The organism is Clostridium sp. ZBS15 (assembly GCF_023845705.1).
Classification (GTDB): Bacteria; Bacillota; Clostridia; order Clostridiales; family Clostridiaceae; genus Clostridium; species Clostridium aquiflavi.
Genome location: NZ_JAMQHY010000031.1, coordinates 15,389 through 30,174 on the forward strand (window position 1 = coordinate 15,389; position 14,786 = coordinate 30,174).

At 27.2% G+C, this 14,786-nt stretch carries 13 protein-coding genes; 1 reads left to right on the plus strand and 12 read right to left on the minus strand.

The features are described from left to right. Window positions 1-274 precede the first annotated feature (274 nt). The 6 genes from NG904_RS09050 to NG904_RS09075 form a co-directional block, all read right to left on the minus strand. Window positions 275-1,939, minus strand: coding sequence for an alpha-glucosidase (locus NG904_RS09050; protein WP_252225737.1), 1,665 nt, complete (start codon window positions 1,937-1,939; stop codon window positions 275-277). Between the two features lie 153 nt (window positions 1,940-2,092). Next, window positions 2,093-3,010 carry a helix-turn-helix domain-containing protein gene (locus NG904_RS09055; protein WP_252216451.1) on the minus strand — a complete coding sequence of 306 codons (918 nt, stop codon included), beginning with the start codon at window positions 3,008-3,010 and terminating at the stop codon, window positions 2,093-2,095. Window positions 3,011-3,277: 267 nt separating this feature from the next. Further along, the gene (locus NG904_RS09060) at window positions 3,278-4,093 is read right to left on the minus strand and encodes a hypothetical protein (RefSeq protein ID WP_252216448.1); all 816 of its coding nucleotides are present in this window, start codon (window positions 4,091-4,093) and stop codon (window positions 3,278-3,280) included. Next, window positions 4,093-4,665: an RNA polymerase sigma factor gene (locus tag NG904_RS09065; protein WP_252216445.1), complete on the minus strand. Its 573-nt coding sequence runs from the start codon at window positions 4,663-4,665 to the stop codon at window positions 4,093-4,095. The genes NG904_RS09060 and NG904_RS09065 overlap by 1 nt, the downstream gene beginning before the upstream one ends. A gap of 289 nt (window positions 4,666-4,954) precedes the next feature. Next, window positions 4,955-5,953, minus strand: coding sequence for an inorganic phosphate transporter (locus NG904_RS09070; protein WP_252216443.1), 999 nt, complete (start codon window positions 5,951-5,953; stop codon window positions 4,955-4,957). Continuing rightward, window positions 5,946-6,572: a DUF47 domain-containing protein gene (locus NG904_RS09075; RefSeq protein WP_061280548.1), complete on the minus strand. Its 627-nt coding sequence runs from the start codon at window positions 6,570-6,572 to the stop codon at window positions 5,946-5,948. Before NG904_RS09075 ends, NG904_RS09070 begins: the two co-directional genes overlap by 8 nt. Before the next feature lie 539 nt (window positions 6,573-7,111). On the opposite strand from NG904_RS09075, the gene glpQ reads away from it, so the two are divergent. Then, on the plus strand, window positions 7,112-8,212 hold the full coding sequence (gene glpQ, locus NG904_RS09080; RefSeq protein ID WP_252216441.1) for a glycerophosphodiester phosphodiesterase: 1,101 nt from the start codon (window positions 7,112-7,114) through the stop codon (window positions 8,210-8,212). 155 nt (window positions 8,213-8,367) lie between these two features. On the opposite strand, the gene NG904_RS09085 is transcribed toward glpQ, so the two are convergent. The 6 genes from NG904_RS09085 to NG904_RS09110 form a co-directional block, all read right to left on the minus strand. After that, window positions 8,368-9,666 (minus strand): DEAD/DEAH box helicase, encoded by a 1,299-nt coding sequence (locus tag NG904_RS09085; protein ID WP_252216440.1) that lies wholly within the window; start codon window positions 9,664-9,666, stop codon window positions 8,368-8,370. Between the two features lie 257 nt (window positions 9,667-9,923). After that, a complete protein-coding gene (locus NG904_RS09090) occupies window positions 9,924-10,556 on the minus strand; it encodes a hypothetical protein (protein ID WP_252231226.1) in 633 nt (210 codons plus the stop codon). Between the two features lie 259 nt (window positions 10,557-10,815). Further along, the gene (locus NG904_RS09095) at window positions 10,816-11,208 is read right to left on the minus strand and encodes a YxeA family protein (protein ID WP_252231228.1); all 393 of its coding nucleotides are present in this window, start codon (window positions 11,206-11,208) and stop codon (window positions 10,816-10,818) included. Between the two features lie 11 nt (window positions 11,209-11,219). Then, window positions 11,220-11,969, minus strand: coding sequence for a hypothetical protein (locus NG904_RS09100; RefSeq protein WP_252216435.1), 750 nt, complete (start codon window positions 11,967-11,969; stop codon window positions 11,220-11,222). Then, entirely contained in the window at window positions 11,966-12,811 is an 846-nt protein-coding gene (locus tag NG904_RS09105; protein ID WP_252225717.1) for an ABC transporter ATP-binding protein, read from the minus strand. The genes NG904_RS09100 and NG904_RS09105 overlap by 4 nt, the downstream gene beginning before the upstream one ends. An 858-nt stretch (window positions 12,812-13,669) precedes the next feature. Further along, window positions 13,670-14,659 (minus strand): S66 family peptidase, encoded by a 990-nt coding sequence (locus NG904_RS09110; protein WP_252231230.1) that lies wholly within the window; start codon window positions 14,657-14,659, stop codon window positions 13,670-13,672. Window positions 14,660-14,786: the final 127 nt, after the last annotated feature.

Here is a 14,786-nt window from a genome sequence, read left to right on the forward strand (position 1 = left end):
TTCCCAGGAAATTTTTTCCTATTATTGATTTTCAATTTTTAATTTTTAAACTGTATTTCGGCGTAGTGTAATCTATGCCTAAGAAGTGTATATTTAAAACAGAGCCGATTTTTTAAATAAAATTATATACATCGTTATATAGCAAAAAAAGCTATAGAGATGTTTCTTATCCCTATAGCCTTCTAAAATTTAAGATTATTTTCTTAAGTGTTATTGTTAAAGCATAATCAAATAAATAATTAAAAACTTAGTTTTACTACTATTTATATTACTATTAAATTTCTAAAATTAATACTTGATATCCTTGCAATGTTATTTTCTTGTCTTCAACATTTACTGTTTCATAATTATTAATTAATACGTTCTTATAACTTGATAGTTCAATTACTTGTTCATCTCTTTGATAATTAGCTACTAACATTAACTTCTTATCTAAGCTCTCTCTGTAAAAAGCAAAAATATTATTATGCTCTTCTAATGCTGGCTTAAACTTACCATATACTATAGCATCTTTAAATTCATCAGATTTTCTTAATTTTATAAGCTTTTTATAAAAACTAAGCACTGAATTTTCATCATCAATTTGTGATTCTGCATTAATTGATTTATAGTTTTCATTAACTTTAAGCCAAGGCTCTCCTTCTGTAAATCCTGCATTCTTGCTATCATTCCAATGGAATGGTGTTCTAGCATTATCTCTACTATATTTATTTACAATTTCTAGTGCTTCTTCATTATTATAGCCATGTTCAATTGCAACATTATATTGACCTATTGTTGAAATATCATCAATTTCTTCTATTGAATTAAATTTATTATTTGACATTCCAAGCTCTTGACCTTGATAAATAAAAGGAATTCCTCTTAACATAAGTGATATAGCTGCCAACATCTTTTTACTATAATCATTACACTCTTCAGTAGGAAGATATCTGCTTACCCCTCTTGGCTCATCATGATTTTCAATAATATTTGCTTTAAATCCAATATCAGCTGTTTTTATTTGGCTATCAAAAATCGCCTTTCTTAATTCGTTTGGAGTAAAATCTCTATAACCATACCAACCCTTTTCATTTTCTCCTAGTATGTTCATACTAAAATCAAACATAGAAGAGAAATAACCATCTTTGCCTATAAATTTATAAAGCTCGCCTTCTTTTTCATTAAACACTTCTCCAACTGTAAAAGCATCAAACTTATCAAAAGTTTCTTCTTTTAATTCTTTAAGCATATCCCCAACACCTTCAGCTGCATCTAACATATTGTGCATACTACAAAGTCCATCTTCTCTATCAGATGGGAAATCTTCAAATCTTAAATCCTTCTTTATATTAATAATCGCATCAATTCTAAATCCAGATAAACCCTTTTCAAGCCACCAATTAATCATGTCATATAATTTCTTTTTTAGTTTAGGATTTTCCCAATTTAAATCTGGTTGCTCCTTTGCAAATAAATGAAGATAGTATTTATTGCTGTTAGGTATCTTTTCCCATACACTTCCACCAAAATATGAACGCCAATTACAAGGTGGATTTCCATCTTTACCTTCTCTAAAATAGAAATAATCAGCAAATTCTCCCTCTGGATCTTCTATTGCTTTTTTAAACCATTCATGTTGATCTGAACAATGATTAACAACTAAATCCATTAATATATGCATATCTCTTTTCTTAGCTTCCTTTAATAATTCATCCATATCTTCCATTGTTCCAAATCTAGGATCTATATTATAATAATCAGAAATATCATATCCTTGGTCTACCATTGGAGAACAATAAACTGGAGAAATCCAAATTATATCTACCCCCAATTCTTTTAGATAATCAAGTTTATTAATAATTCCTCTTAAATCACCTATTCCATCTCCATTAGAATCATTAAAACTTTTAGGATATATTTGATATGCTACTTTGTCATGCCACCATTTTTTTATCATAATTATATTTAGTAAGAGATTTAAATATTTAAATTCATATAAATCTCTCACTAAAATTCACCTCCTCATAAGACTCTCGTTGTTTTACTATAATTATATAATACAATCTTAAATTTGAGTTTTCTTACGTATTAATGATTTAAAGTTACGTTTTTATGACTTTTTATTACCAAAATCTTTTCTGTATTTCATTGGATTTATTCCTGTATGCCTTTTAAATACCTTAATGAAATTCCCCATATTGTGAAATCCACACTCTAGACATATATCCATGACTTGCCTATTAGTTTCCCTTAACAGTTCTTTAGCCTTCTTTATTCTATATTCATTAACATATTCCATAGGCGTTTTACCAATCATCCTTTTGAAAAAACGGCAAAAGTATTGTTCATTCATATTAATTTGCTTAGCTAAATCTTTTATATGTATCTTTTCTGAATAATTATTTTGAATATAAGAAATAGCTGTTTTTATATAATCTACTCTATAATCTTTATTGTTATCATTCTCTTTTATAAGCAAATTATTTTCATATAGTATTGCTAAAATTTTTAATAAAGATGCTTTTATTTTTATTTGTGATGATAATTTTTCTGCAATATTACCTTCTGGATTTTGTGATATTTGTCCACTTATTTTATATGCGTCTAAAATCTCATAATACTCTTTTAAAATTTCTTCTCCATATTTTTCTTTCTTAAAAATAAAATGTGGCATCTTTAATTCACCATTTAATAATGGTTGAATTAATGAGCCTTGTATAGAATCAAACATATCAAAACTAAGCATTTTTAAATCAAAAACAATAGCACTTTCTTTGCACGGGTGATTTGATTTGATAAAATGAAGCTCCTCACTATTGATAAAACAAATAGCTTCTTCATGTACAACATGCTTATCCATATCTATTTCTACTTGAAATTCACCTTTTTTCATGTGAATTAACTCTAATTGATCATGCCAATGGTGTTTCACGATTAAATCTTCCGAATCACTTCCTGTATAGTAAAATGCACATGGAAAATTTACAGTTCCATGCTTTTTAATTTCCTTAAGTTGATTTTTTTCCATAATCTAACCTCTAACCCAAAATATAAATTATTTTTTTCACTACTTTTTATATAATTTTACCATATAAAAATATTTTAAATTTAGATTACTATAACATTAAATCAATATAATTATCTAATATAAAATTCTTTAATAGTATTAATTAAACTCTATAATATTAAATTTTTGTATAGTTGTTGCAATAATAAAAAGAGTAGTTATTTGTTTTAAAATACATTTGAAATATAATGCATTCTAAATCTAAAAACTACTCTCTCTTTTTTAATGTTATTTATTTATAACTGTTTTAGACATTTCAATCATTTGATCTTTATCAACATCATCATACCCCATATTCATAATGCTATATTGAATACCATTTTCATACCATCTTACAAATTGTGTATTAGATTCACTAATTTCATCAGCTCCAAATCCAATTTGCAAAGTTCCCTCTTGAATTAACTTTGATTCTTCTTCTGATTCTACGTAATCTACTGGTACAGCTTTATATTTAAAATTGTTGTAATATACCTTGATTCCATTGTACTCAGTAATATCTTTTTTATCTTCCGAATCTTTATTAAAATATTCTTCACTAATAGGTGTTGCTTCCAAAAATAAACTTTGATCTTTTCTAGCACCATCTTTTTTATAGCTGAAATTTGCATCTTTAGTTTTTAAAACTGAATCACCATTATCATTTTCTAATGAACTATCTGAAAAGTTAAATGATTCAAACTTAAATCCATTTGAAAATTCATCTACATATTTAGGACAATAGCCGACTGTTTTTTTAACTACATCTTCTGTTGGAAACTTATTAATTTCATTCATTCTAGAACTGCTTGAATTCCAGTGTAATCCTCCTGTTGCTGCAACACAAGTTGCAGTTGTTGCTATAAATAAAAGGCCTACTACTATCATGGTTTTCGCTTTTAAAAATCTAATTTTCATATTAAATAACACTCCCCTATCTTTTTCCTCTAAAATTCCAGCTCTAATTTTAAAAAACATATTTTCTGGAGCTGAAATTTCATCAGATTTTTTATTTAAACAATCTATAATTTTTTCATCTATGTTTTCATTTAATTTTCTGTCCATTAAACTTCACACTCCTTTGCTTTTGATATTTCACACTTTTTATCTTTTGATAAGGTTTCTTTTAATTTTTTTCTTGCAGTATAAAGCCTTGATTTTATCGTTCCCTCAAAGCATCCCATAATTTTTGCAATTTCCTTTACAGTTAATCCATTAAAATAAAAAAGTATTATCACTGTTTTTTGCTTTAAATCCAAATGCTCAATTTCAGCATGAAGTGTTTCTGCCTCTTGGTCTCTTATATATATATCAATTGATTTATCAATACTTTCATCATTTGCTTTTTCAAAAATATTTTCAAAAGGCAAAGCTTTTTTCTCTTTACCTACATGTTTCCAGGCAATTCTTGTTAGAATCTTAAAAAACCATGGTTTAAATTGTTCTATATTTTTTAGACTCTTAGCACTTAAATAACATTTTATAAATGCTTCTTGTACAATATCTTCACTAGTAAATTTATTACCTGTAATTAAATATGCATATTTTAATGATTGACTTTTGTATATTTCAAATATTTCGCCTAAAGCGTTAATATCACCAGACTGGATTTTTTGAACAAGTTCTTTTTCACTCACTTTTATATCTCCTTCCTTAAAGGCCTCTCTAGATGCATCTATATATAAGAGACTTTAACTTTAAAAATGGTTCATTTATAATAAAAGATTTTTTTTAATATTTTTTTAACTTTATATATTCATCTTACTTATAGTCTATTGAAATAAAATAAGACTTTTAAAACAAATAAAAAAGCGCTCTTTGATTATAAAATGTATTTAAATCATAGAGTACATTTTATTTCAAAGATAGCACTTTTAATTATATAGCTATAAAATTATTTTTATTGCGTATGTTATGTATTCATTATTATATAAATAATTTAATTATTAATATAAACAATGCTGAAAATATTGCTGTTATTGGAATAGTTAAAAACCATGCCCAAACTATTTGTTTCGCTACTCCCCATTTTACATTTTTAAATCTTTTAGATGCTCCAACCCCCATTATAGTTGTTGTTATTATATGTGTTGTACTTACTGGTGCATTAAATAATGTTGCTGTTAATATTACGCAAGCAGCACCAGTTTGAGCTGCAAATCCATTTACAGGAGTTAATTTTGCCATTCCACTTCCCATAGTTTTTATTATTTTTTTACCACCTATAGAAGTTCCAAGTGCCATTGATAATGCACAAATAAAAATTACCCATGTAGGCACTTCAAATGTACTTATTAATCCACCACTTAGTAACGCCATAGTTATTATTCCCATAGATTTTTGCGCATCATTTCCACCATGATTGAATGCCATAAATGCGCCAGCTAATACTTGTAATTTTAAAAATATCTTATTCACAACAGTTCTCGTATAAGACTTTAATACAAAATTTAATATTATCATTAATATATATCCAACTATAAATCCTATCACAGGTGAAAGAAATAACCATAAAATTACGCTGTGAAAAAGGTTGTACCAATTAACAACATTAAGAGTACTAGTATATGCAATTCCCGCTCCTACAAGTGCTCCTATTAAGGCATGAGATGAACTACTTGGAATTCCAAAATACCATGTTAGTAAATTCCAAATTATAGACGAAATTAATACACACATTATTACCCATTGTGGTATAGATGCATGGCTTACAATGTTCTCGCCAACTGTTTTTGCAACTGCTGTTCCCATAAAGGCACCGAAAAAATTAAATATACAACATATTATAATAGCTTGTTTAGGGGTAAGTGCCCTTGTAGTTATTGAAGTTGCAACTGCTGTAGCTGTATCATGGAAACCATTTATAAAGTCAAATGCTACTGCAAAAATTATTATTAGTATTGTTACAATTAACGAACTATGCATTTTTAATTACAACTCTTTCTACTATATTAGCTACTTTTTCACAATTATCCACTGTGTCTTCTAAAATCTGATAGATTTCTTTCCACTTTATAATTGTTATAGGATCTCTCTCATGTTTAAATAATTGCTGTACAGTTTTTCTAAATATTTTATCTGCTTCACTTTCAATTTTACTTATATTCATGATTTTAGTATTTATATTTTTAGATTTACAGCCATGTATTTTTAACTCACTCATTAAAACTACAAGTTCTTTAGTAGCTTGTACTAACATATTACATATTTCTCTTAATTCTTCTGTACTTTCTGTTATATCAAACATTATAAATCTGTGAACTGTTGAATTAATGGAATCTAAAATATTATCCATTTCTTTTATGATTTCATATACATCTTCTCTGTCTATAGGTGTTATAAATGCATCATTTAATTCTTTAATTAAAGTGCGAACTAATTCATCACCAATGTTTTCTAATTCTGATGTATTCTTTACTTGTATCTCTCTCTTATCTAAACACTCCAAACTTTTTCTCAATTCAATAGCCGCTTCATTAACAATTTCAGCTGATTTTAATAACATCTGGTAAAATTTATCTTCTTTACAATTAAAATTAAACATTATTTCATCTCCTAGATTAATATAAAAATATTATATCTGATTTTAACCCCAAAATAATTATATTCCTTTTGTGGTAAATTTTTAAACTGGTTTGAGTAAAATTTTAGAAATTTAACATAGATTTAATATTTTATGTAAAGTATTTAACTTATAAACGCTAATAAGAGTCTATTATTTTGTATGTAAAATAATTACTTTTAAGTTTATTTATTATGTATTTTTATCCTAAAAAATAATAAATTAACTAATTATTTACATAATAACTGGTTTATTTTATTATTACCATAAATTATTTAATATAAAAACTAAAATTCAATGTCTAAATTTGTGGTAAAAAAATCCTTAAATGATACTTGCTAGAAATTTAAATCTGTAGTATCATTCAATTGTGGTAGCAATATTAACCATAATTGAATAATATTTTATAGTAAGAGAGTTTATTGATCGCTATTTTTAAAGATGCATTTTTTGCCTTTATTAATAGCGCTTTTTTAATTTTATTATTACGAATTAAATGAAAACGTTTAGGAGTGGTATTAATGAAAAAAACACGTAAATTAGTAGCTTTAGCTACTGCATTAGTTTTAAGTGTAGGTCTTGTTGTTTGTGGACAAGTGAGCTGTAATGCAGCAACAATCTCAGCTTCAAGAGAAGCAAATCAAAGTATTAATAAGTCTGATAAAATAATAATTGCTCATAGAGGAGCTTCAGGTTACTTACCAGAACATACTTTAGAAGCATATTCTTTAGCATATGCAATGGGAGTAGATTATATAGAAGCAGATGTTAATATTACTAAAGATGGTGTTCCAGTAGTAATGCATGACACGCATCTAGATACAACAACTAATGTAGCTGAGCTTTATCCAAACAGAAAACGTGCTGATGGAAGATACTATATAGTTGACTTTACTTTAAAAGAAATTAAAAACCTTACTGTGCATGAACGTATAGACCTTGATACAGGAAATGCTGTTTTCAAAGATAGATTTCCTCTAGGAAGTTCTCATTTTGAGGTACCTACTTTAGAAGAAGAAATTCAATTAATACAAGGACTTAACAAGAGTACAGGACGTAATGTGGGAATATATCCTGAATTAAAATTCCCTAAATTCTATAAAGAAAATGGACATGATATTGGAGCTATCACTTTAAAAATGCTTGATAAATATGGTTACAACCAAAAAGATGCTAAATGTTATATTCAATGTTTTGACCCAACTTATTTAAAGAGTTTTAAAGAAACATTAAACCCTAAATGTAAATTAGTTCAATTAATAGGTCATTCAGATTGGGAAGATAATGAAGGCGATGATGTTCCATACATGCTTTCTGCTAAGGGATTAAAAGAAATTGCAAAATTTGCTGATGGCGTAGGCCCATGTACAGATCAAATATTAGATGAAAACGGAAATCAAAAGAAGAGTGCTTTAGTTGCTAATGCAAACTTTGTAAAAGATTCACATGCTAATAATCTTGAAATACATCCATATACAGTGCGTAAAGATGATCTACCAAAATACGCTAAAGATGCAGACCAATTCATTAGAAAATTATTATTTGAAGTTAATGTAGATGGTTTATTTACAGATTTCGCTGATATCGGAGTAAAGGCTAAAAGCGAAGGACCAATTAAATAATTTAAATAAATGTTTATACTTTAGTCACGTATTAATCCATGTATAAGTATACCTGAACAGGCTAAATAAAAACAAGTTACCGATAGTTTAGGTTTTTCTTCTAACTATCGGTAATTTTTATATGTATTACAACAAACTTATCATATACTTATATTCTATCTAGCTTGTTGAGTTCTACCACTTTGTCTCTTTCCTTGCTGACTACCATTGCCTTGGCTTCTTCTTTTATCAGCATACCAATTTCTTCTTGGTTTTTTATTAGCATCAGTAGTCTTCTTATCTGCTTCTTTCTTTTGAGCTGGTTCTCTAGTTATAACTATTCTTTCAAATTCAACATTCTTCATTACAGGAATGTTTTTTCCTATTGTCTTTTCAATATCCTTAAGTGCACTTTTTTCATCAACATCACAAAACGATATTGCTACACCACTATGTCCAGCTCTACCAGTTCTTCCAATTCTATGTACATAAGTTTCTGGTACGTCAGGTAAATCATAATTTATAACATGTGATAATCCATCTACATCGATTCCTCTTGCAGCTATATCAGTTGCTACTAAAACCCTTATTTTCCCCTCTTTAAAATTGCTTAAAGCAAGTTGTCTTGCATTTTGAGACTTATTACCGTGAATTGCTTGAGACTCAGTTCCAGTCTTAGCAAGATCTTTTACAATATTATTTGCTCCATATTTTGTTCTTGAAAATACTAATAATGACTTAATAGATTCATCTTTAAGAAGATGAACAAGTAAAGACTTCTTATCTTTCTTTGTAACAAAATATACTCCTTGAGTAATAGTATCTATAGTTGATGAAACAGGTGCTACTTCAACTTTTACTGGATCTTTAAGAATACTGTTTACTAAGCTCTTAACTTCTGAAGGCATAGTCGCAGAGAATAAAAGATTTTGTCTAACCTTTGGTAACTTAGCTACTATTTTCTTAACATCACGAACCATTCCCATATCAAACATACGGTCAGCTTCATCTAACACAAAATGTTTAACATTACTTAAATCAATATATTTTTGATCTATTAAATCAAGTAATCTACCTGGTGTTGCAATTAAGATATCTACTCCCTCACCTAATATTCTAGTTTGGGGTTTTTGTGATACTCCACCAAAGATTACTGTATTTTTAATATTAGTATGCTTACTATAAAGAGTAAAATTCTCTTCTATTTGAATTGCTAATTCTCTAGTTGGAGCTAATATTAAAGCTTTTATTGTTCTTGGTTCATCTGATTTCTTTTGATTTTTTGCTATGTTTTGTAAAACAGGAATAGCAAAAGCTGCTGTCTTACCTGTACCTGTTTGTGCACATCCTAGAAAATCTTTTCCCTTTAATAATGATGGAATTGATTGTTCTTGTATTGGTGTTGGATTTGTGTATCCCGCTTCTGTTAAAGCTTTCTGAATTGGTTCTATTATATTTAAATCTTTAAATAACATCTTTTCTCCTTTTTAGGGCATTATACAAATTCACTGCCCTCATAAATTATATTATTAAAATAAACTCTTATATTTATTTCTTTACAAAAAACAAAGAAAGACACTAGCTATATGTAAGTAACAAACCCATACTTATAGCGAGAGTCTCTCATAATTATTATACAATTATTTTAGTAAAATAGCATCATTTATTTATAATATCCTCAGAAACAATAAAAAACTTTTATTGAACTAATGTCAGATTTTATCTTTACTAATTACTGATATGGTATATTTTTTAATTCTATAGAATTAACTACTTTTGTAGTTTTATCAAAATAAATTTCCATCTTTTGACCATATTCCCCAATATCGCTTGTAAAGTAATTAACAAAACCAGCTTCATTCATATAATCTACTTTTGGCTTACCATATGCATTTATAACATCATCATAAGTTGAATTTAAAGTAATACCTTTAGGTAATACAACAGTGTTCTTATAAGGTTCTTTACTTTTTTTAATTTTGATTTCACCAATTTTAGCATCATCTAACTTCACTGTTGTTCCACTATTATTATAAATTGTTACCCTAATTCTAGTATCCTCACCTTTTTTTCCATCATCCATTATTATATCATCTACATAATAATCATTTTCTAATTCTTGTGACTTATGATCATAATCATTAAATTTAAATCCATTATCAGCCAACGTTTTTACATTAATAGGCAACGATAACTTGACCCCATTCAAGTTAATATCTCCAGATAAAGGATCTTCTTTCATTTGTTCTGCATATGTTTTTGTATCCTGATCTGTTAATTCTTTTACTTTACTGCCTCCACTACACCCTACTATTAATAGAGTGCAAATTACTCCGCAAAAAAAGGCTATTACTTTTTTTTTCATTTGCTATCTACCCCTTCTTAAATTAGTATATATTTTTATTCCGGAAACAATTATACCACAATAATGTATATATTACNNGTAATATATACATTATTGTGAATTTTAGTTGGTAATTTGCCTTACTATTATATCTTAAGATATTCTCTAATTTTTGTTCATAAAAGTAGCTTTAACCAAGTAATATCTACAAAATTAGGTGTCAACTTAAAGCTGACACCTATTAACCATTTTGGACTTATCAAAGAAATAAAATAATAATTTATTTCTTAGTACCTTTTTCACTAATTTTTTCTAGAGCCTTTTCTGGAACATTATGCTTTTCAACTACATTGGTATCTAATTCAATAGTTTTGCTTACATCTACTTTAATATAAGTTCCTGGTTCATAGTAATCTTTAGCAGTACCTCGTTTGAAAAAATGAACTTCTCTTTCTTTTCCTTCTTTATTAAATCCAATTAAATCATATGATTTTCCTTTTTCTTGCTTTTCACCTTTATTATCAACTAACCATGAATCCTCATTTACTTCATCTAATGGTATTTGAGTGTAATATGTATCTGAAACAACATATTTACTATTATAGTATCCTTTGGCCCAAAATGCTCCAGATATAATGATTACTATAGCAATAATTCCTATTATTTTTTTCATAATTATTCCTCCTAAAATTCTAATTCTTTTTTTCTAAACATTATTATTGTAATAATGGTAGGTAATACAATATATACCAAAATTCCTGCTATGATTAAAAAGTCAAAACTTCCTGTTTCAATGAAAGATAATTTTTCTTTATATAAAATTATTGTATACATGAATTTAGTCAAGTCCCCAATTGAATTTATAATAAAACCTTGCCCTAAAATAGTCGCTAAAATTAGCATAACAGTCTTTGATGATAACAAAACGTAGAATATAGTACCTATCATTGCATTTTGTGAATAATAAACTAATATAGTTGACATACTGATATATCCAATAATTCTTAATGCTTCTGCGCCAACGCCTAAAATAATTGTAAATATTTCTTTACTTGATAAAGACATTTTTAAAAATATTGGAATAACTAAAATCACAATTCCCAACAATAATGCTGATAAGAGTGAAAGTATAGCCACTTCAATAATTTTTGTTAAAACAACTTTACTTCTTGAAATTCCATATCCAATGGCAATCTGCATAGACTTGCTTTTAAAATCATCATAATAAATTGATAAAAAAATAGAAAGTCCCATAACCAATGGAAAGAAACCTAAAAATGTATCTGTTTTTTCAAGATATGCATTCTGATTAAATGTTGGATTATAATATATAAAAATCATTAGTAGAAACAATCCAATAAATCCACCTAGTGTATAAATAAATGATTGCTTACGACTAATCCTACGAATATCAGCTAGAATATAATTAATCATTTTATTTTCCCTCCCACAAGTTCAAAGTAATAATCTTCTAAAGTTTTAGTAGAAGATTTTTCTGCTAAAATTTCAATATGATTTGACTTTAAAATTTCTCTAGTTCTATCTATGTCATTTACACTTATTTGGATAGTATCTGATTCACTTTTTAAATCGTCTAGAGTAATTTCACGTAATACTTTTCCTTCATGCACAATGCCAAATCTATTTGCAGTATGTTCAAGTTCACCTAATATATGTGAGGAAACAATAATTGTCATTCCATATTCCTGATTCAGTTGTTTTACCAGATTTCTAATATCTACAATTCCTTGAGGGTCAAGTCCATTTGTCGGCTCATCCAATATAAGAATCTCTGGATTTCCAAGTAATGCACTTGCAATTCCTAATCGTTGTTTCATTCCCATTGAAAAAGATTTGTATTTTGCTTTAGTAGTATTCAATCCAACTATTTTAAGGACTCGTTCTATTTCCTTCTTATCCTTAATACCTTTTAATTTACGATAATATTGTAAATTTTCTTTTGCATCAAGATAGTCAAAAAAGTTTTTTCCTATAAAGAAACCTATTTTTTTTCTATTAGTTAATAGTTCAGAATAATTCTTACTGTTTTTGATAGACAACTCTCCATCTGAAAAATCTGATAAACCAAGGATTATTTTAAAAATAGTTGTCTTACCTGCACCATTTTTTCCTATTAAACCATATATCTCTCCTTTTTTTACATGCAAGTTTAAATCTTTGGTAACATGAAAATCACCATAATATTTATTAATGTGTTTTAATTTAATCATAATAACTCCTTTATTTATTCTCAAAAACTTTTCAATTCTAGTCATACTTTGTTCATAATCTTCAAAATTTGTACAAAATACTAGCGTTTCATTTTTATAAATTTCTATACTTATATATTTATCTTCAATATCAATAAATTTGATAGTTATCTCTCTTGGTACATGAAGTAGATTTACTATTTGTCTAATATTATATATTTTGAATAAACTTCAATCTTTAATATAAGCTTAAATAAACCTTAATTCCTAAAAATCATTGCAAAAACCCACAAGGCTTACCCAATTAATATCTTGCTAAAATATTTTTTAATTTTATCTTGTCACTCAAAATAATTTAAATTTATTCTGAAAACAAAATAAGGAAGAGAACCTCCTCCAGTTCCATCTGGACTTGGTTCTCCTCCATTACTTAGGTACATTATTAAGTTATCATTTTTATTCAAAGTTAGTTATCAAGATTAAATTTCTTGGTATTCATATAGAACTTAATGGCAAAGAGAAAAAGCACCCATCCGACAAAGAATAGTGCTTCACTCTTAATTAAATCTTTATTTAATTCATCCAATAGCCCTAAAACAAAATAAGCACGCTGTGAAAGCGACTAACACCAAATCTAAGATTTGGGTTATCTGCTTTTGTTCTAAAGATTGCTTAGTGTTGACGCACTAAGCTTTTCTTATTTATATTATATCAAATTTTTATATAAATTAAACATTTTTATTTATTTTTATTAAATGTAGTTCTAATTCCTAACCCTTCAGGTCCATCATATCTAACATACTTGACTATATTTTTTGTTTTATTCGTCATTTGTGCTTTATTAGGACAGAAATTATAACATCTTATACATATTATACATTTATAGGGAGTTCATCTTTATAAAATAATATTTCATTAATTCTACTATTCTATAATTGATATTTTCTTTTCCGTAGCATTAAGTTCAATCTTACATCCTATAGGTAATGTAAACATTGGATGTGTATGACAACAATCAAAGTCTGCAATAAATGGTATCTTTTTATCAACTAAAACTTCTAATAAAACTTCATGCGGTTTTTTACCTGTTTTTAAATCATCAAATAACTCGTGCTTACCAAGTATTATTCCAGAAATCTTATCAAATACACCATTTATCTTTAAAAAAGAAAAACTTCTTTCAATAGTAGCAATATCTTTTAACGAATCTTCTATAAAGAGTATATCACCATTTTTTATTTTAGGCATATATTTACTGCCCCATATTCCTTGCATTGTATTTAAATTTCCGCCAATAACTCTACCACGTGCGACGCCCTCACAAACCGTTATCCAACTATTTTTTCTATTTTCTTTTCCTCTATCTTGAGTATTCCAATTAATATATTCATCAGTCCAAAATTGAGGCATTTTAAAACTATAAGGAAATTTTATATCCTCTATAATAATTTCTTTAAAATAGTCATATGTATAATCTACAAATGGAGGTAGTTCACCAAATGATGCAACTAATGCAGGTCCATAAAATGTATTTATTCCAGTTTGTGAATATATAGCAAGCAGTATTGCAGTAACATCTGAATAACCTATTATGACCTTAGGATCTTTTTTAAATGCTTCATAATCTATATAAGGAAGAATAGAGTTTGAATTCATTCCTCCAATTGTAGACATAATACATTTAACATCTGGATTCCTAATCAACTCATTTAATTCTTCTGCTCTTTCTTTAATACTTCCAGATCTATAAAAATCATTTTTCCCTGTAAGATTTCCGTCTATAATATTAAATCCTTTTTCTTGTAAATATTTTTTTGCTCGTTCAAATCTTTCAGGACATGAATATGTTATTGGTGATGATGGTGAAAAAATACCAATAGAGTTACCAACTTTTAATTTATCTATATGTTTCATTTTCAATCCCCCCAATAAGTTATTTATATAAAACTTTATCTAACATTTCAAATAAATTATTATTTTGTCTATCACTTAAAAATTTTTCTATTTTATTATAACATATTTTGTTAATTTATCATTACTT